Genomic DNA, 21,991 nt, shown 5'->3' with positions numbered 1-21,991 from the left:
CTGGCGGCCTCAAACGCTCAAGGTGTCCTGCGTGCGGCAATAGCTTCGGCCTGCAATCCGGCCCAACGGGCGCAGCGCGTCGTGATTGACCCGGTGCCCTTCGCGTACCCCTTCCGCGCAGTGAACCAGCACGACTTCGCCGACGATCATCGTCGTTGGCGAGCCCTCCGTGCCGAATTCGTGATGCTCATGAAGGCGGCATTCGAATTGAAGCGGCGATTCCTTGATTCTCTTCGGCAGCACGGTCACGGAAGGCAGCGTGCTGAATCCGACCTCTTCGACCTCGCTGACCGTCGACGGATATTCGACCGCACATTGCTGCACCTGGTCCGCCATGTGTTCCGACACCACGTTGATGACGAACTGGCCCGAACGCAAGATGTTGCGCACGGTGTCCTTGTACCCGGTGGGGCGAGTCTGGGCGACGATGCCGAGCAACGGTGGGGTCACGCACAGGATCACGAACTGGCTGAATGGCGCGGCGTTGAGGACGCCTTCGTCGTTCTGGGATGTCACCAGCGCGATGGGGCGCGGAACGACGGAGCCCGTGAGGAATTTATAACGATTTTCCTCGGTGAAACCCAGAAGGTCCACCGTTTCGTATGAAGTATGGTCCATATGCCGAAGTGAGCTGTGTTGGTTGATCCGCTTCCAGCTTGAGCGGGTGAGTCCATGCTAGGGAAGGCGGCCCACGCCAACAAGAACGGAATGTTTCTTTCTGATATGCCGTTTCTTGCTGCTTTCTGTTCTTGCGCGAGCGACGCGCGCCTCCCTATGCCGCGCATGCATAACAGAAAGAAAGTTTCCGTTCTTGTTCCGTTGCCTGCGTGGGCATAACTTTCACTCCGAAAGCGCTGGCATGCGCCAGCATGGTGGAGAGAGAGAAGGCATCTACATGAACAACACAGTGAATAGTGGCGTGGCCGACGCTCACGAAGCGTTGAAGAGACCTTCGGCGCTCGAAGGGCTCAGGGTCGTGGACATGTCTGGCCTGGCCGGACAATATTGCGGCAAGCAGTTTTCGGATCTCGGCGCGGAGGTGATCCTCGTGGAGCCGCTGAACGGGTCCAGCGTGCGTCGGGAAGGGCCATTCCTCGACAACCACGTCGATCCGGAATACAGCCTCCCTTTCACGTATTTCAATGCCGGCAAGAAGAGCGTCTGCCTCGATCTCGACCGGCCCGAAGGGCAGCGTGCTTTTATCGAGCTCGTCAAGCGAGCGGATCTGCTGATCGAATCCGAGAAGCCGGGCGTGATGGCGAAGCGGGGCCTGGATTACGCTTCGCTCGCCGCGGTCGCGCCGGATCTCGTGATGACCAGCATCACGCCCTTCGGTCAAGACGGTCCGTATGCGAATTACGAGTCCGAGGATATTGTCGCTCTCGCGCTGGGCGGCATGCTCTACCTTGGCGGCTACCCGGATAGTCCGCCGATCGCGGCACACGGCAATCTGGCCTATCTGGCTGCTGCGCAATTCGCCTCTGTCGCGTCCATGATCGCGCTGCTCGGTCAAACTGGCGAGCCCGGACATCAAGGCGGCTCGCACATCGATGTTTCGATCCAGGAGTGCGTGGTCATGGGGATGGAGAATGCCATCCAGTTCTATGACCTCGAACGCGTCGTTCGCAAGCGGGAGTCCGGCCAGCTGAAGATGGCCGGGACCGGAGTCTTCGACTGCGCGGACGGACAAATCTATCTGATGGCTGGGGGGATCGCGTCGGCGCGATTCTGGGAGTCGACGGTGCAGTGGATGATCGACGACGGCGTGGCCGAAGCCGCCCAGCTACTCGAAGACGCCTGGAAGGATCACGACTATCTCGTGACCGAGGAAGCCAAGCATCGCTTCTCCGAGCTGTTCGTGCCGTTCGCAAAAAAGCACACCAAGGTCTGGCTGTATCAAACCGGCCAGGAGCGCCGCATCCCGGTCTGTCCAATTAGCATGCCGAAGGACATCATCGAGAACCGGCAGCTTGCTTACCGGGAGTTTTTCGGCTCGATCAAGCATCTGCCATCCGGGCAGGACATCGTCGCGCCGGGCGCGCCTTATCGATTCTCGGAGACGCCGTGGCACGCACCGTCGCCCGCACCGCTCATGGGTCAACACACGGACGAGATTCTTGCCGGGCTCGGCTACGGCAAGGCAGAGCGCTCGGCGCTACAACAAGCAGGAGTTTCGAATTGAACAAGCTTCCTCTTGAAGGCATTCGGATTGCCGACTTCACATGGATCGGAGCGGGCTCGTTCACGACCAAGCTATTTGCCGATCACGGTGCGGACGTCATCAAAGTCGAAAGCGCGGACCGCCTCGATGCGCTACGCGGCAGCCGTCCCTACGCCCAGGGCGTGCCAGGCGTCAATCGCAGCGGCTACTTCGCCGACCGCAACAGCAACAAGAAGAGCATCACGCTCAACCTCAAGACCGCAGAGGGCCAGGAACTGGCCCGGCAACTGATTGAAACGAGCGACATCGTCGCCAATAACTTCACCCCGGGCACGATGGAGAAGTTCGGCCTCGGCTATGAAGCGGTGAAGAAGATTCGTCCCGACGCGATCTATCTGGCGATGTCGATGCAAGGTTCGTCCGGCCCGGAGCACAAGTACCTTGGCTTCGGCCTGACGATCGGCGCGCTGACCGGGCTTCAGTTTCTCTCCGGGCTGCCGGACAAGGAGCCGGCTGGCACGGGGACCAACTTCCCCGACCATATTCCCAATCCATGCCATGCGGCCTTTGCCGTGCTGGCGGCCTTGCGCCACCGTCGCCGCACCGGGCAGGGGCAGTACATCGACGTGGCGCAGACCGAACCGACCGTTGCACTGCTCGGCCCCACGATGATGGATTGCGCGGCAAACGGCAATGTGGGCGGCCGTATGGGCAATCGGCATCCCGCGACTGCGCCGCATGGCGTCTATCCGTGCCAGGGCGTGGACCGGTGGATCGCGATCTCGGCCGGGACCGAAGCGGCATGGAGCGGACTTGTTGCGGCGCTTCCCGAAGCGGATGGGTTGCGCGCGGCGCAGTTCTCGACAGCGCACGATCGCAAGGCAAACGGGGATGAACTCGACGCGGCGCTGGCGCAGGCGACCAGCCGCTACGAAGCGGATGCGCTGATGGCGAGACTGCAGCGTCATGGCGTGCCGGCAGGGGTTGTGCGCAGCGCGGAGGATATCGTGGAGCGCGACCTGCAGTTGCAGCATCGGCAGCACTGGGTCCGGCTGCAACACCCGGAGATGGGCGAAGCGATCTATAACGCACCGCCATTTCGTATCAGTGGACACAGCGAGACCGTGCGCTGGCCAGCGCCGCTCTTGGGACAGCATACCGAGGAGGTTTGCCGGGACGTCTTCGGCATGGATGAAGCCGGGGTCGCCAGCTTGCGCCTGAAGGGGGTGTTGACATGAGGACGGCGCAGCCTTCGACGAGTGAAATACTCGCGCAATTCGCATGCTCGTTTGAGCCCTCGAGGGTTAGCGATGAACACCTGCGCGTGTGCGCCAGGGCGATCGCGGATACCTTTGCGGTCTGCGTAGCAGGGAGCAAGGAACCAGCCGCGATCCGCGTGAGGAACTATATTCACGGCCTTTCTGGCGACTTCGGCGGCGAGCAGAAGGCGCGCCTGTGGGGATTGGGCGTCGCGACGACGGTAGAGGGGGCCGCGCTATACAACGGCGTTGCCGCTCATGTGCTGGACTTCGACGACGCATCATCGTCGATGGGCGGGCATCCGAGCGTGGCGTTGCTGCCGGCGCTGATTGCGTTGGCCGAGTCGCGCGATATCGGCGGATTGCGGCTGGCGAGCAGCTATGTGGTGGGATATGAAATCGCGAGCAAACTGGGCAGCGCTCTCAGCAAGACCCACTACGATCGCGGATGGCATATGACCTCGTCGGTCGGGACTGTTGCTGCCGCTGCCGCCTGCGCCCATCTGCTGGCCCTGGATTTCGACCAGACGGTCTCGGCCATTGGCCTTGCGGTCTCGCAAACCGCCGGAACGCGCCAAAGCTTCGGATTCGACGCCAAGTCGTTTCAGGCCGGCCAGTGCGGTGCGGCGGCCCTGCGCGCCACCTTGCTCGCCGAGCAGGGCTTTACCGCGTCTCCGCTCGCCATGGATGGTCAGGCTGGTTATACGAGACTGTATTCGGACTACGAAGATATCTCGCAGGAGTTTGTTTCGCTGAATACGGCGCCGCTCGAAATCGACCGCGTGGGTGTGGAGATCAAGAAGTATCCGGCTTGCTACGCGGTTCATCGGCCGCTGGACGGGCTATTCGATCTGAAGCGTGAGTTTGGTTTCGGCCTGGACGACTTCGAGCGCATCGACATCAGGACGAGCTACGGAACGCTATCCCCGCTATTGAGACGATTGCCCGAAAACGGCGTCGAGGGGAAGTTCAGCATGGAATATGCAATTGCGGCGGCTCTGGAAGACGATGAGATTCGCCTCTCGACGTTTGCCGATGAGGCGGTGCGTCGACCTCACCTCCGCACGGCGATGGCATGCATAAAAGCCCACGAAGCGCCCGGCGAGATCACGCCGCGCTGGGCGGAAATTTCCGTGACATTGAGGGACAGCCGCCGCGTTTCGCGGCGAGTCGAGACGTTGCGCGGCGACGCGTCCAATCCACTGGCCGATGATGACTTGCTCGCCAAGCTGGCGGACTGCCTCGCATGGGCGGACAGCCCGATCGACGCGAGGACGCTCTATCGCGGCGCGGAAATGATCGGGACGGCCAGCGTGCGCGATGTCCTGAACGCAATCGAACACATAACTGCATGAGGTAAGGGATGAGCATTCTTTATGAGGTGACGGATTCCGTCGCAACCATCGTTCTTGACCGGCCCGAAGCGTTGAATTCGCTCGATCCGGAGACGCTTGCAGAGCTGAACCGCACGTTTGAAATCGCCAACCGGGACGAACGGGTTCGCGTGGTCGTGCTCACGGGCGCTGGCGAAAAGGCGTTCTGCACCGGGTCCGATCTGAAGAAGACCATGCCGCCCAAAGAGAGCTTCGCAGAGCTGACGTTTGGCCGGGAAAAGTGGCTCTATCCCTTCGCGGGCCTGGAGATCGACAAGCCAATGATCTGCGCCGTGAATGGCTTTGCGCTCGCGGGCGGGATGGAGCTCGCGCTGGCGTGCGATATCCGCATCGCGTCCAGCAATGCCCAGTTCGGGCAGTCGGAAGTGTGTGTCGGCAGCATTCCGGCGGCGGGCGGAACGCAGCGGCTGCCGCGCATGGTCGGCATGTCCGATGCGATGCTGATGATGTTGACGGGCGATCGGATCGACGCGGAAACCGCCCTGCGGATCGGCCTCGTGAGTCGCGTCGTGCCGCTGGAAAACCTGAGGGACGAGGCCATGAAGATTGCCCGCCGGATTGCCGACAATGCACCGCTGGCGGTGCGGGCCGTGAAGCGGCTCGTGCGCGATGGACTCGACTTGCCTCTGTTGACTGCCATTCAGTCGGAACAGTTCGCGCTCGGCTTGCTTCGCGACACCGAGGATCGGCTGGAAGGGCGCCGCGCGTTTCAGGAGAAACGCAAACCGGTATTCACGGGCAAGTAACAGGTAAACGCAGGTACGCGCATTTTTGGAGGCGAGATGAGACGGGTCGTTGTTGCAGGCATTGGGCAAACCGTATTCGGTAAATTTCTGCACCGCACGGTGCGATCGCTGGCTGAGGAGGCGCTATCCGCCGCTCTGGCCGATTCAGGTATCGAAGCCGAGCAGATCGGTGTGACGTACTTCGCGAATGCGCTTTCCGGTCTGGTCACGGGCCAGGAGACGATTCGAGGACAGGTCGCCCTGCGCAATACCGGCGTGATGGGGCGTCCCATCATCAATGTCGATAACGCGTGTGCATCGGGTTCGACGGCATTTCACCTCGCATGGCTGGCGGTCGCGTCGGGTCAGACCGATGTGGCGCTGGCCATCGGGGCGGAGAAGCTCACGCACGAAGATAAAGCCGTGACCTTCGGCGCGTTCGCCTCCGGAGTGGACGTGGAGGAGCGCGCGCGGCTCCAGATGGATGCGCCTCAGGGGCACTCGGTGTTCATGGACATCTACGCGGAGCGCGCGCGCCGTTACATGGCGTTCAGTGGCGCCACGCCGGAGGACTTCGCGCTTGTCTGCATCAAGAGCCGGGAGGCCGCATCGACCAACGAGTGGGCGCAGTTCCGCGCACCGGTGACGGCCGGGGAGGTGCTCGGCAGCCGCATGATCAGCACGCCGCTGACGCTGAACATGTGCTCGCCGATCGCGGATGGTGCAGCGGCGGCCATTGTGGTCAGCGAAGCATTCGCGCAACGCCTGGCGAAGCCGCGCGTCTACGTCAAGGCGTCGGCCATTGTTTCGGCCAACCAGGACGGCCTTGGCACGACCGCGGCCGAAAGGGCTGCGAATGCCGCCTATGAGGCGGCCGGATTGGGTCCGGAAGATATTCACGTGGCGGAAGTTCACGACGCGTCTGCGCCGGCCGAGATCATGCTCTACGAGCGACTGGGATTCGCCGCGCCCGGAGAGGGCGTCGCGCTGCTTCGCAACGGCGTCACGTCGGTTGGCGGGCGGCTTCCGGTAAATCCGGGCGGAGGGCTGTTGAGCCGCGGCCACCCCGTTGGGGCCACCGGCATTGCGCAGCTGATCGAGCTCACGACTCACCTGCGTGGCACGGCTGGCGCGCGTCAGCGGGAAGGCGCAAGGGCTGCGCTCGCCGAGTGCTCCGGCGGGCAACTCGGTGCCGATTCGGCGCTCGCGGCCGCGACGATACTCACCAATTTCTAATCACGAGCCTGCGCGCACGCCCTACCGGCGTGCGCGCCTGGCTGCTGAAAATCCTCTACCCCCTGCCTGAACCCCGCGCTCCCGGCCCAACCCCATCGTTCTACCGGGAGCAATGTTGCGTTGCTCACTGGCGAGTAGGCACACGCCGCACGCGGATATAGCATGCCCTTCAATCGAACCATCAACCGTGATTTCGGCGCGCTGCCGATTTCGCTCATACCCTTCATTCGGGTGCAAGAAGAGGGATGCACACATGCTTACCCACCGGCGTTGGGACTCACTGGACGCAGCGGATGCAGGCTGGCTCCGCGCGAAATATCACTTCGTGGTCAGCGCGGACGGCAACCACGATCATTCGGCATTGGGACCGTTGATCGTCTGGAACGACGACGAGATTGATGTTGGTGCTGGCTTCCCGATGCACGGGCACCGCGACATGGAAATCATCACCTATGTACGCCAGGGCGTGATCGAGCATCGCGACACGTTGGGTTCCGAGGGCCGGATTCACGCGGGCGACGTCCAGGTGATGAGCGCCGGCACGGGCATCCGTCACTCCGAATTCAATGGTGGCGACGTGCCGCTCAAGGTCTATCAGATCTGGCTGCGTCCTCGTACGGGCGGCGGCGCGCCGCGCTGGGACACGAAGCCGTTTCCCAAAGGCGACCGGTCTGGACGCTTCGTTGTCCTTGCCAGCGGCTTCGAGGAGGATACCGACGCGTTGCCCATACGGGCGGCCGCGCGCGTGCTCGGCGCAACGCTGAAGACGGGCGAGCAGATTCGACAAGCGTTGGCGCCGTCGCGATGCGCCTATCTCGTCGTGGCCTCGGGAAGCATCGAAGTGAACGGCGAACGCGTGGGGCCGCTGGATGGCGTGGCCATCACGCAAGTGGCGGCGGCCGAGATATCCGCCCTCGAAGATTCTGAGCTGGTGATGGTGGACATCGGCTGAGCACCTTATTTCACAATCCACTCAATAACGACATTTCGGAGGTTTTCATGGATCGCTACAAGTTTCTTCCGCTCCTGGGGCGCGTTCTGATCGGCGCACCGTTTCTGATGAGCGGGCTCGGCAAGCTGGCTGCGTATGGCGCGACCGTCGGCTATATCGCCGCTGTCGGTCTGCCGGTTCCGCCGCTTGCGTTTATCGTCTCGGTGCTCATCGAGGCGGGCGGCGGGCTGCTGCTGATCTCCGGCTACCGGGCCCGCGCGGTGGCGGCGGCCATGGCGGTGTTTTGCGTGGTCACCGCCATGTTCTTCCATCACAACTTCGCGGATCAGAACCAGATGATCCACTTTCTGAAGAACGTGATGATGGCGGGCGGCCTGCTGCAGATCGCTTACTTCGGCGCCGGCGCGTTCAGCCTGGACGCGCGCGCCGGGCGGGCATCCGCGCGTTCGATGGCGGCCAGCGCGAGCTGATCGTCGGTCATCGGCTGCGGTCTTCGCGGGGCCGCGCCATGTCGATCGCTACATGGACTACATGGCGGTTGAGGGATGGGAGGCGCGTTCGCTTCTGAATATCGTTGTGCACATGGCGGGCCGGAACGGGCGTTCCCTACCGCCGTGACCCACACACACGATTCAGGAGACGCGAATGACTCAACCCCAGGTGGTGACGCTGACCCGCGCCGGGGCCCCCGCCATGCCCCGCAACTGTACCTTCGATGCCCATGACTGGGAGATTCTGAGCCGCTACTGGCATCCCGTCGCGTTCGCGCACGAGGTGGGCGACAAGCCGCTCAGCGTCACGCTGCTCGACGAATCGCTCGTGCTGTTCCGCTCGGCAGGGCGGGTCGTAGCGGCGCGCGATGTGTGCCCGCATCGCGGCGCTCCGCTTAGCCGCGGATGGGTCAACGGCGACAATCTCGTTTGCCCCTATCACGGCCTCGAATATGGGGCGAATGGCAAGTGCAACCACATTCCCTCGCAACCGGAGGGCGCGATTCCCGACCGCCTGTGCCTGACGACGTACGCGGCGCAGGAAGCGTATGGGCTCGTGTGGGTGTCGCTCGGCGGCGGTGAGCTGCCGTTGCCCGATTTCCCGGCCTGGAACACGGACGGGTATCAGCAGATCCTTCCGCCGTCGATCGATATCCGCGCTTCGGCCGGGCGCCAAACCGAAGGCTTCATCGACGTCGCGCACTTTGCGTGGATCCATCACGACAGCTTCGCGGATCGCGCCAATCCCGTGGTTCCGCAGTACTCCGTCGAGCGGCGTCCGAACGGCCTGCGCGCCGAATATGTGAGCACCGTGAGCAACTTCCCGAAGTCGATGCAGCATCGTGCGCCAGAGGGCTTTCTTTGGCGCCGCGTGTTCGAGGTCGACGTGCCCTTCTTCGCCCGGCTCACGGTGCACTTTCCCGAGAACGGACGCCTGGCAATCCTCAATGCGGCGAGCCCGGTGTCGGCGCGGCACACGCGGCTCTTCGTCCCCATCGCGCGCAATTTCGACCAGGATTTGCCGCTCGACGATGTCTACGCGTTCAACCGCCAGGTATTCGAAGAGGACCGCGCGATTGTAGAGCTGCAGTGCCCGGAGGATCTGCCGATCGACCGTTCCCTCGAAGCGCCGATTTTCGCCGACCGCTCCTCCGGTGCATACCGGCGCGCGCTCGCGGAGATCGGGCTCGGGCAAGCCTATGTCCGTTGATGCAGGCACGAGAGGAGAATTCATGAAGATCTGGGAATGCGTGATCTGCGGGTTTCGCTACGACGAGGCCGAAGGACTGCCCGAGGCGGGCATTGCACCGGGTACGCGCTGGGAGGATGTGCCTGAGGACTGGATGTGTCCGGACTGCGCGACCGGCAAGCACGACTTCGAGATGCAGGTGGTGGCATGAGGCCTTCCGAACACGCTGAGGGTGAAAGCGATCCTGTCGTGATCGTCGGCTCGGGGCTCGCCGGCTACACGGTGGCGCGTGAGCTGCGCAAGCTCGACGCCAAAATGCCGGTGGTGATCGTGAGCCGCGATGACGGCAGCTTCTATTCGAAGCCCACGCTCTCGAATGCGCTGGCGATGAAGAAGGCGCCTCACGAGCTCGCGAACTTCACGGCACAGGCGATGGCAACGCAACTCGATGCGCGTGTCTGGACCCATCGCCACGTCGAGCGCCTCTTGCCGGGCGAGCATGCGATTGTCGTGGACGGACAGCGGCTCCGTTATCGCGCGCTGGTGCTCGCGACCGGGGCCGACCCACGGCGCGTGCCGGTCGAAGGCGACGGTGCCGGCGACGTGCTGTCGATCAACGACCTCGGCGACTACGCGCGCTTTCGCGAGGTCCTCACGTCGGGCGATGCCGTGGCCATACTCGGCGCGGGCTTGATCGGCTGCGAGTTCGCCAACGATCTGGTGGCCGCGGGACACCGCGTGTGCCTGATCGACCCGGCCAGCGTGCCGCTCTCGCGGCTGCTGCCCGCCGAGGCCGGGGCGGTGTATTCGCGCGCCTTGGCGGGCGCCGGTGTCGATCTGCGGCTGGGCTGCGGGGTCGCCTCGGTGGTGCGGCGCGGTCCGGGTTACCGCCTGACGCTGAGCGACGGCCATGCAGTCGATGTCGATATCGTCGTTTCGGCGATCGGCCTCGTGCCGCGAACGGCGCTCGCGAGCGCGGCCGGGTTGCGGATCGAAGGCGGCATCAGCACGGATGCCTGGTGCCGCACCGACGCGCCAGACGTGTACGCGCTCGGCGACTGCGCAGCCATCGAAGGCCGCGTGCAGCCCTACGTGCTGCCCATCATGCATGCGGCGCGTGCGCTCGCCCGTACCCTGTCCGGCACGCTCACGCGTGTCGACTTCCCGGTGATGCCCGTCGTGGTCAAGACACCGGCGGTACCGGCCGTCGTGGTGACGCCAGCGGCGACGGGCGGACGCTGGACGCTAGAGACGGCCGCACAGGATGCGCCGCACGCGGTACGCGCGGTCTGCGAAGATGCCGCAACGAAGCGCATGACGGGCTTTGCCTTGGTGGGTGCCGCCACCGCAGACAAGGCCGCTTTGTTGAAGCCGATGGCCGCGGGCACGGCAGGATAGGCCAGGCGCAGCATCATCGACAACCGGATGCGGCCCCATCGCGTCCGACGACAGGCAGCTTTCGCTGACCGACCCCTGTTGCGCACTGGCGCTCATGTCCGGATTCCTGTCTCCCGGACTGAGACGCCTGGTGTTTTCACGCCGCGAGCCATGCTCGCGGTTTTTTTTCGTGGGCGATTTGCGTCACGGGCGTCAGCGCACGTGTCCCTCGCGACGCCGGGCACGAGATGGTGCGGCCAGATCGAGGCTGCACTGCGGTGCCGGAGGCTCGGGTGGCGTGCATCAGGAATCGGTTGCGCGCGCAGCCATCCGGGCCACCCATTCGACGACCTGAGCGATGGCGAGCAGGCTGACGACGCCGGCCAGCACCGGAAAGACGAGGAAGCTTGCCGATCCGTTGCCGCTCAGCATGATGACGAGCGGGTCCGCGCCCGCCGGCGGATGCACGGTGCGCGTGAGCTGCATGGCCGCGATCGCGAGGCCCGTGGCGAGCGCCATGGCCCAGATATCGTTGCCGGCGAGCCGGAACACGGCTAGCCCCACGGCCGATGCGATCAGATGGCCGAATACGAGGTTTCTCGGCTGGGCGAAGGGGCTCTCGGGCGCACCAAACAGCAGCACGCTCGACGCGCCGAACGGCGCGATCACGAATGGCAATCCAGTGAGTTGCGCCAGCAGCCCTACGACGGCGATTGCGGCGGTCCCACCCAGAAAGCCGCGCACCACTCGGGGCGCGAGTGAGGGCAACGGCGTGCGCGTTGCGGCAAGTCGGGTCTTGTCGAGTTCGTTCATTGGGGATGAGGGAGGTCCGTATAAAGGGCGCTGCGCGCACCGCGGAAGGCGCGCGCAGCGCGGGCGTTTCCGCCGTCTGTTACGCCGTCTGATAGCGGCTCGCCTCGTCGGAGCCTTCGGTTGCATTGCCGGCGCTATAGGAGTGGGCGCCCACGCCCGCGAGCTTGCCGCCGTCGACAACCAGGTACTCGTCACGGATCGGCTTGCCCGAGAACCAGCACTCGAGAATTTCGCGCGTACCTGCCGCGTAGCGGGCCTGTGCGGAGAGCGTGGTGCCCGACGTATGCGGCGTCATGCCCTGATGCGGCATGCTGCGCCACGGATGATCACGCGGCGCGGGTTGCGGGAACCAGACGTCGCCTGCGTAGCCGGCGAGCTGTCCGCTCTCGAGGGCGTCGACGATCGCGTCGCGGTCACAGATCTTGCCGCGCGCCGTGTTGATGATGTACGCACCGCGCTTCATCTTCGCCAGCATCTGCGCATCGAACAAATGTTCCGTTTCGGGGTGCAGCGGGCAGTTGATCGTGACCACGTCGCAGACCCCCACCATCGATTCCACGTTCGGATGCCAGCTGAGGTTCAGTTCGCGTTCAACCTGCTCGGGCAGGCGGTGACGGTCGGTGTAGTGGAGCTTCACGTCGAACGGCTTGAGACGGCGCAGCACGGCGGTGCCGATGCGCCCGGCGGCCACCGTGCCGACATGCATGCCTTCGAGGTCGTACGCGCGCGAGACGCAGTCCGCGATATTCCAGCCGCCCTTTTTCACCCATTCATGAGAGGGCAGATAGTTGCGTACCAGCGAGAGGATCATCATCACGACGTGCTCGGCCACGCTGATGCTGTTGGAGTACGTGACTTCGGCCACCGTGATGCCGCGTTCGCTGGCGGCCTGCAGGTCGACGTGGTCGGAGCCGATACCGGCCGTGAGCGCGAGCTTGAGCTTCGGGGCCTTCGCGATGCGTTCGGCCGTGAGATAGGCTGGCCAGAACGGCTGTGAGATCACGACTTCGGCGTCGTGGAGCTCCTGTTCGAAGCGCGAGTTGGGGCCGTCCTTGTCGGAAGTGACGACGAGCGTGTGGCCCAGGGACTCGAGGTAGCGACGCAGACCCAGTTCGCCGGAAACGCTGCCGAGCATCTCGCCGGGCGTGAAGTCGATGGCATTCGGCGTGGGGGCGGTTTGCCCATCGGGATAGCGGGCAATGGTGGGGACCGTGTCGCGCGCGTAGCGCCTGGGCATGCCATTGACGGGGTCGTCGTACAGGACGCAAAGTACCTTGGCCATGTGTCTCACTCCATGATGGAAAGCGGGATTGGGTGAGGCAGGTGCGGCGCCGCAGTGCCGCTCCTGCCTTCGTTACGATCGTTCGGCTCACGAAGGATCGATGGCCAGAGTGTTGTCGAGGACGCTGGATGGGTCCAATTGTTTGGAGAGATGGTCTGATAAGCGCGGCTTATCAAGGCCTGCGATCGACGGCTCGCCGGCCCGGGCAGACGGGCACCGTTGCGTCGGCGCTGGCGCTCACGCGCCCCGAAGCAGGGCGTCGAAGCGGCTTTGCAGGTCCAGGCGCTGTGCGCTCTCCCACATCGCCGCGACGAGTGGGGGCATCACGGCGGCATTGCGCGTGATGAGGCCGATTTCCCGGGTCAGCTCCGGCTTGAGCAGCGTTGCGGTGTAAAGACCGCTTGCGTGCGCGCTGCCCAGCAGGCTATGCGGCAGGATGCTGTGGAGCCGCACATGCTCCACGGCGGAAAAGAGCGCAAGCAGCGAATCGGCCTCGGCAATGACCGTGGGTTGCACGCCCGCTCGCCGGAACGCCGCGTTGATGACCTGACGGTTTTGCATCGAGGAATCGAGCAGACACAAATCGAGGCCTTCCAGTGCTTCCCAGCGCTCGAGGCCATTGCAGGCCCCCTCGCCGCAGCCGGTGGGGGAGACCAGCACATAGCGCTCGCAATACAGCGGCGCGATGGCGAAGCCGGCCTGCACCTTGCTGTCGAGATAGGTGAAGCCGATATCGAGTTCGAATTCGTCGAGCTGGCGCAGGATGGTGTCCGAGTTCAACGAGCGCAGCGAGTAGCGTATGCCCGCATGCTCGGCGCGGCAGCTGGACAGCAGGAGGCTGACGATAGGCAGCGTGGTGGGAATCACGCCGATGCGCAGCGTGCCGCTCAGCCGCACACGCGCAACCGATGCGTCCTGGCGCATGTGTTCGAGCGTGGCGAGGGTCTGACGCGCCCAGCCCAGCACCCGCTCGCCATCCTCGGTAAAGCCGAGAAAACGTCGTCCGCGTCTCACGAGCACGAGCCCGAGTTCGTCTTCGAGGCTGCGGATCGCGGAAGAAAGCGCGGGCTGCGAGACATTGCAGACATCGGCCGCGCGCGCGAAATGCTGCTCCCGCGCGAGCGTCACCAGATAGTGGAGCTGACGGATGAACATGCGTGGCGGGTCTGTGTGGGCTGGCCGTAGCGAGGCCAGGCTAGGCTAGCAGGTCCTCGTAGAACGCGCCAAAGGGCCGGGTCGGGTGGGCGATCTGGATCTCCAGCACCCATAGCCCCGCCGCGGGCGCGGCAGCGAACTCGCCGAGATCGCCCGCCTTGTAGATGGCATGCGGAAAGTCGCTGACACGATGGCCCTTGATGTCGACGTTCAGACGCCAGCCATAAGCTTCGGCCCGTGCGGCGGCATAGTCGTAGAGCGCGACGCCGCTGCACCCGGTGCTGCGCCAATGCTCGGCCACTTCATCGTGGATCGTTTCAACGTCCTCTGCACAACGAATCATCTCGGGATCGTCGCCCGTGACGAAGGTCGCGCCAGCGTCGCCCTCGTGCTGGCTCCACACCACGCCCAGATCGACGAAGAAAATATCGTTCGAACCGAGCACCGGGTCCTCCGCGGAGCGCTCCCTGAAGGTGCGCAGCGTGTTTTCGCCGATCCGGACGATGACCGGGTGCCAGATGCGTTCCATGCCCAGTACCTGCAGGACCGCCTTCGCGCGGGCATTGGCTTCCGATTCGCGCATGCCGGGCTGGATGGCGTCCGCGATCTGCTGGACCGCCTTCCAGGTCATCACGCGTGCGTGCTCCATGGCGTCGGGCGAGAATTTTTCGCCGACCGCCTGTTTGTCAACAGTGCTCACCTGATATCACTCCGGTTGTCTCGGGGTTCATTGCACAGGGCGCCCGGGGGCGAGCCACAGAGGGACACAACCGCGGCACCCTGCGAAATCGATATATTCAATAGTATATAACGAGACGCTGACCGTCGCGGTAAGGGGGCGCCGCAGCCCGGCGTGAAGCGCCTCGCAGATGGCGATCCGGTCTTGGTGCCGATCGGAAGCTACGCGAAAACCGGGCTTCGCGTCCCCCTCAGCGCGCGAGTTCCTTCGCGACGCCGGCCACGAGATGGCGCAGCCAGACGGCCGCCGCGCTGCGATGGGTGCGGTCGTGCCAGAGCTGATAGTAAGTGAGTGCCTGGGGATCGCCGGGCAGGGGCTCCATGCGCAGCGGAAGCAGTTTGCTGTAATGCGCGGCAAGCGCGCGCGTGGTCGTGAAGAGCAGATTCGAGCGCATCAGCACATAAGGCGCCATGCCGAAGTAGGGCAAGGTTGTCGTCACGTTGCGCGACAGACCGCTGCGCGCGAGCTCGACATCGATCGTGCCCAGCCCCGTAGCGTTGTGGGTCGTGACGGCGAGATGCTCCGCTTCCTGATAGATGGCCCGGCTCAGCTTGCCGGGCTTGATCGGGTGCTGCGCGCGCAGCAGGCACACGAGATCGTCCTTGCATAGCGGCTGCAGATGCAGGTGCTCGGGCGGCGTGCGCCAGTTGCCGATCACGAGGTCGAGCGTGCCGCTCTCGAGACCATGTTCGTAGCCGCCGTCCACCATCATCAGGTGCTGGAATTCGATACGTGCGCGCGGCGCCTCGGTACGGAACGCATCGACCACGGCGGGCAGGAAGAACGCGTCCAGATAGTCAGGAGAGCCAATGAGAAAGGTGCGGCGCGTGGTGGCCGGATCGAAAGCCCGGGTCGGATGCAGCACCGCGGCAATGCCCGCGAGCGCCTGCGCCGCCGGCTCGATTAGCGTGAGCGCGTGGCTCGTGGGCACCATGCGGCTGCCGCTGCGCACGAGCAGCGGATCGCCCGTCATGGCGCGCAGCTTGCGCAGCGCGACGCTGATGGTCGGCTGCGACTGGCCGAGCAGCACGGCTGTGCGCGAGACGCTGGCTTCGGTGATGAGCGTATGGAGAACTTTCAGCAAATAGGAGTCGATGACTTCCCTGGACATGCGAACCGCCGTAATTTGACATCGTTCATTGCTGTATACGGTGCGATATAACGAGGTGTCAATTCAGGGAAATTGCTGGCCATGCTCGGGCAGCCTTGCTGCGCGGGGCTCATAACGGGGCGAACATCCGCACTATGTGCTCGCCCGAATGCCCGATTCGGCCGGGCCACGCCTGGCCACGGCCGGCCCGGCTCGGGTGCCTGTCTCGCGATGCATGGCGTGCCGATCCGGGGCCGCGCGAAGCACCCGATATAATTGGCGAGCCATTCAACGAGGACATAGTATGAAATCACTGATTGCGTTACTCGCCACTGCCACCATTGCATCGACCGCCTTCGCCGGCAACACCATCGAGAAGTTGCCATCGGGCGTCGTGGTCGAGCACATCAAGCAAGGCACCGGTCCGCAACCGACCGTGAACGACGTCGTGCGCGTCAACTATCGCGGCACGCTCGCGGACGGCACCGAATTCGACAGCTCCGACAAGCATGGCGGCCCGGCCACCTTCCCGCTCGGCCGGGTGATTCCGTGCTGGACGCAAGGGCTGCAGAAGATGAAGGTGGGCGGCAAGGCGAAGCTGACCTGCCCGGCGGCAACCGCGTATGGCGATCGCGCTGTTGGCCCGATCCCGCCGAACAGCGACCTCACGTTCGAAGTCGAGCTGATCGGCATCGGCCAGTAATGGATTGGTAGATGGCGCCCGACCGCAGTCGGGTGCCATCTGGAAGACGCCGCGTTCGCGGCTGCGCCGCTTACTGCGCGGGCATGCCGTTCAGGTGGTGGCGCAAGTCGCCTGTCATATCCAGCAGCGAGTAGTCGCGAAACGAAAAGCGCCAGACGCCGTCGACGCGCTCGAACGCGTCGTGATAGCGCCCAGCCGCAATGGGCTGCAGGGGAAACCCTTCCGTCGCCTGCAAGACCGTGTAATACGAGCGGGCCGTTGCACGGTGGGCCGGCTCGTCGATTTCGATGATCGGATTGGTGACGACATGCCGGGTGCGTGGCGTGCCACAGGGATAGCGCTTCACGTGGCCATACAACAGCTCCAGGAATTCCGGCGCGCTGAGTCCGGCATGGCTGTCCCGCGTCTTCAAGCGTGCGTGCTTAAACAACGCCCCCACACCATCCCAGTCGCCGCTGTCCATGCATTCCGCATATCGGTACAGCAGATTGGCAATTTGCACCGCGCTATCACTCACGTCCGCGTCCTCCGGCATTCAGGCAATAGCGTGAACATAGACCGGCCGGTTGCGCCCTGACTTCCTCCGAGTGGACTAGGCGCGGCTTACAGCGCCGTTACCTTGCCGGATTTTGCATGTTCGGCGAGCAACTGCAGGTGGCGTGCTTCGGTTTCGTCATCGGCGGGGAACATGCATTCGAGGCGCAGTTCCTGTGCCACAACGTTCTGCGGCGCGCCCACGGTCGTCACCATCGAGAAGTATCGAAGCACGACGCCTTCGTGGATGAAGCCGATCGGAATGACCGGCATCGTGGACGCGGAGGCGGGCGCATGATGCGTTTTCCAGTCACGCGGCACGTCTGGCCAGGCTAGCAGTTCGTCGAGCAGATGCCGCGTGCCGGCGTCGACCGTGTGACCGACCGATTCCCGATACACGCGTTGCAGCAGGCTGCGCGAGACCGTGTCCCAGTCGGCCACGAACGGTCGCATCCCTTGCGGATCGAAGATCAGATGCAGCATGTTGCGCGGGCTTTTGCGCGCGGCCATGTCGATGAAACAATTGAAGAAGCGCGGCGCCGCGTCGTTGGTCATCAAGACGTTCCAGTGGCGATCCATCACGATCGCCGGAAACGGTTCATGCTGGCGCACGACCCGTTCGAGCGCGCGGATCACGCTGTGCATCTCCTTGGCGTCCCATGGCGCTTCCGAATACATGGGTGCGTAGCCGGCGGCGAGCAGCAGGGCATTGCGCTCGCGCAGCGGCACATCGAGCGTCTGTGCAAGCGTCAGCAGCGTATCCCTGCCAGGGACGCTGCGCCCGCTTTCGATGAAACTGATCTGTCGCTGCGAGACCCCGGCGTCGAGCGACAGATCGAGCTGACTCACGCTACGCACGTCGCGCCAATAGCGCAGCAACTCGCCCAGGTCGCCGGGCGCTTTCGGATCGGGACGGGTGGCGTTCATCGGATTCCCCCAACTTGGTTAGACGAATGGAGAGGGCTCAGGGCGCACTCGCATGCCCGGAATCTGCGGCTCGGTCAGGCTGCTCGAGTGCACGCGCTCGAACAGGCCGATAAAACCGTTGATCAGCGATATTCGGGATCATGCCGAACGGCTGTTGCAGTTGCTCAAGCACGGGGCGCGATTGCACGGGAGCGGACTCGATCGTGCAAACAGGGTAGGTGGACATGGTAACGCCTTGGCGGTGAGCACTGCCGGAATGGAAGCGCGACAGCCGAAGAGTAGAGGCGTGCGATGCATGCGCCAATTACATGGCATGTAATCGGCGAGACCGCGAAAGCGTTGCTAGACGGCGATGAGCCCCTTCGTTTCCGCTTCGCGAAACTGGGTGCCTGCCCCGCGGGTGTTTTTGTCGAGTCCGGCTATCACTCGCCTTCTTCGCATTGGTACACCGAGTTGTAAGCCACCCACTGATCTGCATCCGACGACAAGCACGAAGGCAATATAAGCCCATTCCCGATGATACGGACGTTTCGAAACGGTTCGCCAGAAATCATTTTGGCTCTATTCAAGCGCCCGGTTAAGCCTGCTAACCTTGGCCATCGACCAGGCGGATCAAAAGGATGGGAAAGCCAGTTATTGATGACGATCCGTGCGTGCTGATCGAACCGGGCCATGCTGCGGACGGTAGCCGTTCGCTTCTGAAGATCGTCATCGCAACGTCGCTTCTAAATGGCCTCGAGCTATTCGATTTCAGCGTGTTTGGGCTTTTTGCAGCGATGATCGGGGATCAGTTCTTTCCTTCCGTCGATCCGATGACGTCGCTGCTGTTCGCCGTCGCTACGTTCGGCGTCGGGTTTCTGTTCCGCCCGGTGGGCGCCATCGTGATTGGCGCCTGGGCGGATCGCGCTGGTCGCCGTCGCGCGCTCCTCGCCACCTCCTGGATGGCGACGCTCGGTACAGCCGCTATTGTCCTTTGTCCGCCCTATGCCGTGCTCGGCGTAACCGCCCCCTTGATAGTCGTCCTGGCACGCGTGGTGCAAGGCCTCGCGCTCGGCGGTGAGATGGGCGCGGCAGCCGCACTCGTCGTGGAAGCCGCGCCGCCGGCGCTGCGCGGTCGTGCGATCGGCATCCAATTGGCGGGCAACGCACTCGCCCCGCTCCTCGGGGCATCGCTGGGTTCACTGCTCGGCAGCATGCTCTCCCCCGGGCAGCTGACTGCATGGGGCTGGCGCATAGCCTATGCAGTCGCGTTGCCGCTGCTCGCGGCAGGCTACTACGTGCGGCGCCAATTCCTCGCGAGCGATGCCCCACGTGCGCACGCGGCCGGCCATGCGATGCGTCGCCGGGCCGGCAGACCCGTGCGGAGTCACATTAGAATGCTGATCCTGGCCACGCTGTCGATGAGCTTTAGCACGGTGTCGTTCTATTCGATCGTCTACTACATGCCAGCGTGGCTGAACCGCATCATGCACAAAAACGTCGTCACGGGGCTCATATCGACGGCATTCGCGGGTCTGTTGATCATGATGCTAGCTCCGCCATCGGGCTGGCTCGCCGACAGGCTGCCGCGCCGCAAGCCGCTCGTCATTGCCGTCGCCGCAGCGCTTGCGGTCGTCATTCCGCCGATCTTCTATTTGATCATTCACACCGGCACTGCAATGGCATTGCTGACCGGTGTAGCGTGCATTACCGCGCTCGTGGCGGTCGGTGGATGCCTTGTGAACGTGCTGATTCTCGAAGCCTGGCCGCCGCACGTGCGGGCGAGCGGCTACGGCACCGGCTATGCGCTCGGCACGGCGCTGTTTGGGGGCACGGCGCAGCTCGTCGTGACAGCGCTGGTCAGTTGGAGCGGCAACCCAATGGCCGTAGCGTGGTACGCCGTGCCATGCTGCCTGCTGAGTGTCGGTGCGCTGCTCTGCTTCAAGGAGGAACGCGCGGACGTCTGACAATGCGCAGGCCCTATACGTGCGGCTTCCATTCGTGCAGAAAACGGTTATCCATTGCCCGAATATCTTGCGGCGTCATGTCGTACGCGCGGCGAAACGCCCGTGTGAAATCTGATGCGCTCTTGAAGCCGTGCCCGTACGCGATGTCCGTTACTGGAAGATGGGGATGCCGGACCAGATCGTCGGCCGCCTGGCGAAGTCGCAGGTGCCGGATATAGGCGCCGATTCCGCCTTCGTGCTGAAACAGCCGATATAAAGTCGGACGAGGCAATCCAAGCGCGTCAAGAACACTTTCGGGAGAAAGGTCGGAATCCTGCAGATTTGCCTGCACGTAGCGGCGTACCTTGTCGAACATCGCTGCGCGCACCGCTGCGCGCGCATCGCCGGCAAGCCCTGCCTCCTGCGCGAAGGCCGCGGTGAGCAGTTGCGCGGTAGCCGTGAGGCTTCGTCGCGCCTCGTCTATCGCAACAGAACCCATTCTTTCGGCCAGGGCCGTGACATGTTGCACGATCAAACGCACCATCGGGCTTGCGCGCTGGAGCACACGCCCATGGAGGGCTGCCGGGTCGGCAATGAATTGCTGCAACAGCGCCCCGGGCGCGAAGAGCGTGATGACGCGGCAAGCCTGCCGGTGCATCCGGATAGGCTGGTCCATGTCGAGCGCCAGAATGCCTTCACGGCAGAGTTCACCCTGGCGCCTGGCCGACGGCACGACCCCGCCTTCCAGAAACACGTGAAAGGCGAAACTGCGAACGTTGTCCCGCGATATGCGGGCAATCGTACGCTCGAGCATCAACTCGTCCGTCCAGCAGTCCGTAATGACGATGTCGTCGACAACGAATAGGTCGATCGCCCCGTAAAACGGCTGTTCGGTCTGGACACGCGAAGCCACGATATCGATGACGTGCCCGACACGCTCGCGCCAGCTCAGCAGTTGCCGGGATACCGGCTCATTTCGAACGTCGAAATGGCTGTGAATGATCCGGCTCGTGCGAACCGCGGCACTACCGGCCCCGTTGAGACTTTGGAGCATGGCGGAAACCTGTGACCCGATTGGTGGGCGAATATGAAAGGCCGCAGCAAGGCGAGCGCCGAACAACGGCTTGTTCCCTTAATCCGGAAGATGTCGCGGGACGGATGAGAACCGTACGGCGCGCCATGCCTCTTGTTGCATTGTATCGAGTCTGTGCGGGCAAAAAAAAATGCCAAATCTCGGCGTGGACGGACACAAGTATCACGGAGGACAGCCGACATCGATAGCGCGCTGCCGCTCATATTGGCGACGGAAAGCGCGGGTTTAAGGGCGTCGCGCTTTTGACGGGCAAATGCCGCTTGCATGTCGCCCCTCCGCACGGTACGTTGGCAATCAATCGGAATGTCATGACAAGCTTTCGGACGACAGCGTCACGGTACGAGCCTCCGGCGATCAACAGGAGATAGTGCGATGCAAAACCTTGTCCAGTTCGCATGCTCAACTTGCCTCGTCGTGGCAACCGCGGCGATGGCGCAGCTCCCGGCCTCACAACCCTCCGCAGGCGGGACGCCCGACAAGATGCCATTCGACATTCCCTACGGCACGGCAATTGGCCTGGACACCGCGAAGAAGCTGCTCGCAATTGCAGAAGCCGAAGCGAAAAGGCACGACTGGAAAATGAATATCGCTGTTGTCGATACACATGGAGATCTACTCGCGTTTGAACGAATGGACGGTGCACAGTACGCGTCGATTGCAATTTCGCAGAACAAGGCGCGCACGTCGGCACGATTTCGTCGCGAAACACGGGTCTTCTACAACCAGTTCGAGACCGGACACGCATACGTAGGCACGCTGGACGCGGGGCTGGTCGCATCGCCGGGAGGATTTCCACTCGTGCAAGAAGGAAAGCTTGTCGGTGCTATCGGCTGTAGCGGCGGTACTGGCGATCAGGACGCTATGGTCTGCAAGGCGGCCGCCGACTCGATCAAATAGTGTCGCATCGCTGTCCGGGACACAACGGATAAATTGGCTCGTGAAGGTC

22 protein-coding genes and 1 pseudogene are annotated in these 21,991 nt (G+C 63.6%); 13 read left to right on the top strand and 10 right to left on the bottom strand.

Annotation, left to right across the window (positions count from 1 at the left end):
* Nucleotides 1–9: 9 nt before the first annotated feature.
* The gene (locus BO1_RS09660) at nt 10–618 is read right to left on the bottom strand and encodes a flavin reductase family protein (RefSeq protein WP_028217379.1); all 609 of its coding nucleotides are present in this window, start codon (nt 616–618) and stop codon (nt 10–12) included.
* Nucleotides 619–895: 277 nt separating this feature from the next.
* Between BO1_RS09660 and BO1_RS09655 the strand changes: the two genes are divergently transcribed.
* The 10 genes from BO1_RS09655 (at nt 896) to BO1_RS09610 (ending at nt 10,805) form a co-directional block, all read left to right on the top strand.
* Nucleotides 896–2,182, top strand: a complete 1,287-nt coding sequence (locus tag BO1_RS09655; RefSeq protein WP_043284301.1) for a CaiB/BaiF CoA transferase family protein — start codon at nt 896–898, stop codon at nt 2,180–2,182.
* The gene (locus tag BO1_RS09650; RefSeq protein WP_028217377.1) at nt 2,179–3,399 is read left to right on the top strand and encodes a CaiB/BaiF CoA transferase family protein; all 1,221 of its coding nucleotides are present in this window, start codon (nt 2,179–2,181) and stop codon (nt 3,397–3,399) included. The genes BO1_RS09655 and BO1_RS09650 overlap by 4 nt, the downstream gene beginning before the upstream one ends.
* Nucleotides 3,396–4,775: an MmgE/PrpD family protein gene (locus BO1_RS50385; protein ID WP_043284299.1), complete on the top strand. Its 1,380-nt coding sequence runs from the start codon at nt 3,396–3,398 to the stop codon at nt 4,773–4,775. Before BO1_RS09650 ends, BO1_RS50385 begins: the two co-directional genes overlap by 4 nt.
* Before the next feature lie 8 nt (nt 4,776–4,783).
* Nucleotides 4,784–5,560, top strand: coding sequence for an enoyl-CoA hydratase/isomerase family protein (locus tag BO1_RS09640; RefSeq protein ID WP_028217376.1), 777 nt, complete (start codon nt 4,784–4,786; stop codon nt 5,558–5,560).
* 36 nt (nt 5,561–5,596) lie between these two features.
* A complete protein-coding gene (locus BO1_RS09635) occupies nt 5,597–6,775 on the top strand; it encodes a thiolase family protein (RefSeq protein ID WP_028217375.1) in 1,179 nt (392 codons plus the stop codon).
* A gap of 253 nt (nt 6,776–7,028) precedes the next feature.
* Nucleotides 7,029–7,727 carry a pirin family protein gene (locus BO1_RS09630; protein ID WP_028217374.1) on the top strand — a complete coding sequence of 233 codons (699 nt, stop codon included), beginning with the start codon at nt 7,029–7,031 and terminating at the stop codon, nt 7,725–7,727.
* A gap of 47 nt (nt 7,728–7,774) precedes the next feature.
* Complete coding sequence (locus BO1_RS09625) at nt 7,775–8,197, top strand: DoxX family protein (RefSeq protein WP_028217373.1); 423 nt, start codon at nt 7,775–7,777, stop codon at nt 8,195–8,197.
* Between the two features lie 175 nt (nt 8,198–8,372).
* Nucleotides 8,373–9,428 carry an aromatic ring-hydroxylating dioxygenase subunit alpha gene (locus tag BO1_RS09620; RefSeq protein WP_028217372.1) on the top strand — a complete coding sequence of 352 codons (1,056 nt, stop codon included), beginning with the start codon at nt 8,373–8,375 and terminating at the stop codon, nt 9,426–9,428.
* A gap of 22 nt (nt 9,429–9,450) precedes the next feature.
* The gene (locus BO1_RS09615) at nt 9,451–9,618 is read left to right on the top strand and encodes a rubredoxin (protein WP_028217371.1); all 168 of its coding nucleotides are present in this window, start codon (nt 9,451–9,453) and stop codon (nt 9,616–9,618) included.
* Nucleotides 9,615–10,805, top strand: coding sequence for an NAD(P)/FAD-dependent oxidoreductase (locus BO1_RS09610; protein WP_043284296.1), 1,191 nt, complete (start codon nt 9,615–9,617; stop codon nt 10,803–10,805). The genes BO1_RS09615 and BO1_RS09610 overlap by 4 nt, the downstream gene beginning before the upstream one ends.
* 282 nt (nt 10,806–11,087) lie before the next feature.
* Here BO1_RS09610 and BO1_RS50380 read toward each other — a convergent pair whose 3' ends face one another.
* The 5 genes from BO1_RS50380 to BO1_RS09585 form a co-directional block, all read right to left on the bottom strand.
* A complete protein-coding gene (locus tag BO1_RS50380; protein WP_052409409.1) occupies nt 11,088–11,597 on the bottom strand; it encodes an HPP family protein in 510 nt (169 codons plus the stop codon).
* 79 nt (nt 11,598–11,676) lie between these two features.
* A complete protein-coding gene (locus BO1_RS09600) occupies nt 11,677–12,879 on the bottom strand; it encodes an NAD-dependent formate dehydrogenase (RefSeq protein ID WP_028217369.1) in 1,203 nt (400 codons plus the stop codon).
* 237 nt (nt 12,880–13,116) lie between these two features.
* Nucleotides 13,117–14,034 carry a LysR family transcriptional regulator gene (locus BO1_RS09595; RefSeq protein ID WP_028217368.1) on the bottom strand — a complete coding sequence of 306 codons (918 nt, stop codon included), beginning with the start codon at nt 14,032–14,034 and terminating at the stop codon, nt 13,117–13,119.
* Nucleotides 14,035–14,074: 40 nt separating this feature from the next.
* Nucleotides 14,075–14,683 carry a M24 family metallopeptidase gene (locus BO1_RS09590; RefSeq protein ID WP_407669927.1) on the bottom strand — a complete coding sequence of 203 codons (609 nt, stop codon included), beginning with the start codon at nt 14,681–14,683 and terminating at the stop codon, nt 14,075–14,077.
* A 280-nt stretch (nt 14,684–14,963) separates the two neighbouring features.
* A complete protein-coding gene (locus BO1_RS09585) occupies nt 14,964–15,884 on the bottom strand; it encodes a LysR family transcriptional regulator (protein WP_043284294.1) in 921 nt (306 codons plus the stop codon).
* Between the two features lie 283 nt (nt 15,885–16,167).
* Between BO1_RS09585 and BO1_RS09580 the strand changes: the two genes are divergently transcribed.
* Nucleotides 16,168–16,566, top strand: a complete 399-nt coding sequence (locus BO1_RS09580; protein ID WP_028217365.1) for an FKBP-type peptidyl-prolyl cis-trans isomerase — start codon at nt 16,168–16,170, stop codon at nt 16,564–16,566.
* 70 nt (nt 16,567–16,636) lie between these two features.
* On the opposite strand, the gene BO1_RS09575 is transcribed toward BO1_RS09580, so the two are convergent.
* The 3 genes and pseudogenes from BO1_RS09575 to BO1_RS61010 all read right to left on the bottom strand — a co-directional run.
* Complete coding sequence (locus BO1_RS09575; RefSeq protein WP_245643751.1) at nt 16,637–17,101, bottom strand: nuclear transport factor 2 family protein; 465 nt, start codon at nt 17,099–17,101, stop codon at nt 16,637–16,639.
* Nucleotides 17,102–17,169: 68 nt separating this feature from the next.
* On the bottom strand, nt 17,170–18,027 hold the full coding sequence (locus tag BO1_RS09570) for a helix-turn-helix domain-containing protein (protein ID WP_028217363.1): 858 nt from the start codon (nt 18,025–18,027) through the stop codon (nt 17,170–17,172).
* A gap of 60 nt (nt 18,028–18,087) precedes the next feature.
* Nucleotides 18,088–18,253, bottom strand: a pseudogene (locus tag BO1_RS61010) (carboxymuconolactone decarboxylase family protein); the annotation flags it as partial.
* Nucleotides 18,254–18,647: 394 nt separating this feature from the next.
* On the opposite strand from BO1_RS61010, the gene BO1_RS50375 reads away from it, so the two are divergent.
* A complete protein-coding gene (locus tag BO1_RS50375; protein WP_043284291.1) occupies nt 18,648–19,973 on the top strand; it encodes an MFS transporter in 1,326 nt (441 codons plus the stop codon).
* Between the two features lie 13 nt (nt 19,974–19,986).
* Here BO1_RS50375 and BO1_RS50370 read toward each other — a convergent pair whose 3' ends face one another.
* Nucleotides 19,987–21,006 (bottom strand): AraC family transcriptional regulator, encoded by a 1,020-nt coding sequence (locus BO1_RS50370; protein ID WP_043284344.1) that lies wholly within the window; start codon nt 21,004–21,006, stop codon nt 19,987–19,989.
* A 411-nt stretch (nt 21,007–21,417) separates the two neighbouring features.
* Here BO1_RS50370 and BO1_RS09555 point away from each other — a divergent pair, with 411 nt between their 5' ends.
* Nucleotides 21,418–21,942 carry a GlcG/HbpS family heme-binding protein gene (locus BO1_RS09555; RefSeq protein ID WP_028217362.1) on the top strand — a complete coding sequence of 175 codons (525 nt, stop codon included), beginning with the start codon at nt 21,418–21,420 and terminating at the stop codon, nt 21,940–21,942.
* Nucleotides 21,943–21,991: the final 49 nt, after the last annotated feature.

Origin of the sequence: Paraburkholderia oxyphila NBRC 105797, assembly GCF_000685075.1 — a bacterium.
In the GTDB taxonomy this organism is placed as follows: Bacteria; Pseudomonadota; Gammaproteobacteria; order Burkholderiales; family Burkholderiaceae; genus Paraburkholderia; species Paraburkholderia oxyphila.
This window is presented reverse-complemented; position numbering and strand designations above follow the sequence as displayed.

Excerpts from the sequence above, each read along its gene's own strand:
- BO1_RS09655 (WP_043284301.1), top strand. The coding sequence starts at position 896 with ATGAACAACACAGTGAATAGTGGCGTGGCCGACGCTCACGAAGCGTTG.
- BO1_RS09555 (WP_028217362.1), top strand. The coding sequence starts at position 21,418 with ATGCAAAACCTTGTCCAGTTCGCATGCTCAACTTGCCTCGTCGTGGCA.
- BO1_RS09580 (WP_028217365.1), top strand. The coding sequence starts at position 16,168 with ATGAAATCACTGATTGCGTTACTCGCCACTGCCACCATTGCATCGACC.
- BO1_RS09635 (WP_028217375.1), top strand. The coding sequence starts at position 5,597 with ATGAGACGGGTCGTTGTTGCAGGCATTGGGCAAACCGTATTCGGTAAA.
- BO1_RS09575 (WP_245643751.1), bottom strand. The coding sequence starts at position 17,101 with ATGCCGGAGGACGCGGACGTGAGTGATAGCGCGGTGCAAATTGCCAAT.
- BO1_RS09570 (WP_028217363.1), bottom strand. The coding sequence starts at position 18,027 with ATGAACGCCACCCGTCCCGATCCGAAAGCGCCCGGCGACCTGGGCGAG.
- BO1_RS09615 (WP_028217371.1), top strand. The coding sequence starts at position 9,451 with ATGAAGATCTGGGAATGCGTGATCTGCGGGTTTCGCTACGACGAGGCC.
- BO1_RS09630 (WP_028217374.1), top strand. The coding sequence starts at position 7,029 with ATGCTTACCCACCGGCGTTGGGACTCACTGGACGCAGCGGATGCAGGC.
- BO1_RS50385 (WP_043284299.1), top strand. The coding sequence starts at position 3,396 with ATGAGGACGGCGCAGCCTTCGACGAGTGAAATACTCGCGCAATTCGCA.
- BO1_RS50375 (WP_043284291.1), top strand. The coding sequence starts at position 18,648 with ATGGGAAAGCCAGTTATTGATGACGATCCGTGCGTGCTGATCGAACCG.
- BO1_RS09600 (WP_028217369.1), bottom strand. The coding sequence starts at position 12,879 with ATGGCCAAGGTACTTTGCGTCCTGTACGACGACCCCGTCAATGGCATG.
- BO1_RS09620 (WP_028217372.1), top strand. The coding sequence starts at position 8,373 with ATGACTCAACCCCAGGTGGTGACGCTGACCCGCGCCGGGGCCCCCGCC.
- BO1_RS09590 (WP_407669927.1), bottom strand. The coding sequence starts at position 14,683 with ATGGAGCACGCACGCGTGATGACCTGGAAGGCGGTCCAGCAGATCGCG.
- BO1_RS50380 (WP_052409409.1), bottom strand. The coding sequence starts at position 11,597 with ATGAACGAACTCGACAAGACCCGACTTGCCGCAACGCGCACGCCGTTG.
- BO1_RS09610 (WP_043284296.1), top strand. The coding sequence starts at position 9,615 with ATGAGGCCTTCCGAACACGCTGAGGGTGAAAGCGATCCTGTCGTGATC.
- BO1_RS50370 (WP_043284344.1), bottom strand. The coding sequence starts at position 21,006 with ATGCTCCAAAGTCTCAACGGGGCCGGTAGTGCCGCGGTTCGCACGAGC.
- BO1_RS09640 (WP_028217376.1), top strand. The coding sequence starts at position 4,784 with ATGAGCATTCTTTATGAGGTGACGGATTCCGTCGCAACCATCGTTCTT.
- BO1_RS09660 (WP_028217379.1), bottom strand. The coding sequence starts at position 618 with ATGGACCATACTTCATACGAAACGGTGGACCTTCTGGGTTTCACCGAG.
- BO1_RS09625 (WP_028217373.1), top strand. The coding sequence starts at position 7,775 with ATGGATCGCTACAAGTTTCTTCCGCTCCTGGGGCGCGTTCTGATCGGC.
- BO1_RS09585 (WP_043284294.1), bottom strand. The coding sequence starts at position 15,884 with ATGTCCAGGGAAGTCATCGACTCCTATTTGCTGAAAGTTCTCCATACG.
- BO1_RS09595 (WP_028217368.1), bottom strand. The coding sequence starts at position 14,034 with ATGTTCATCCGTCAGCTCCACTATCTGGTGACGCTCGCGCGGGAGCAG.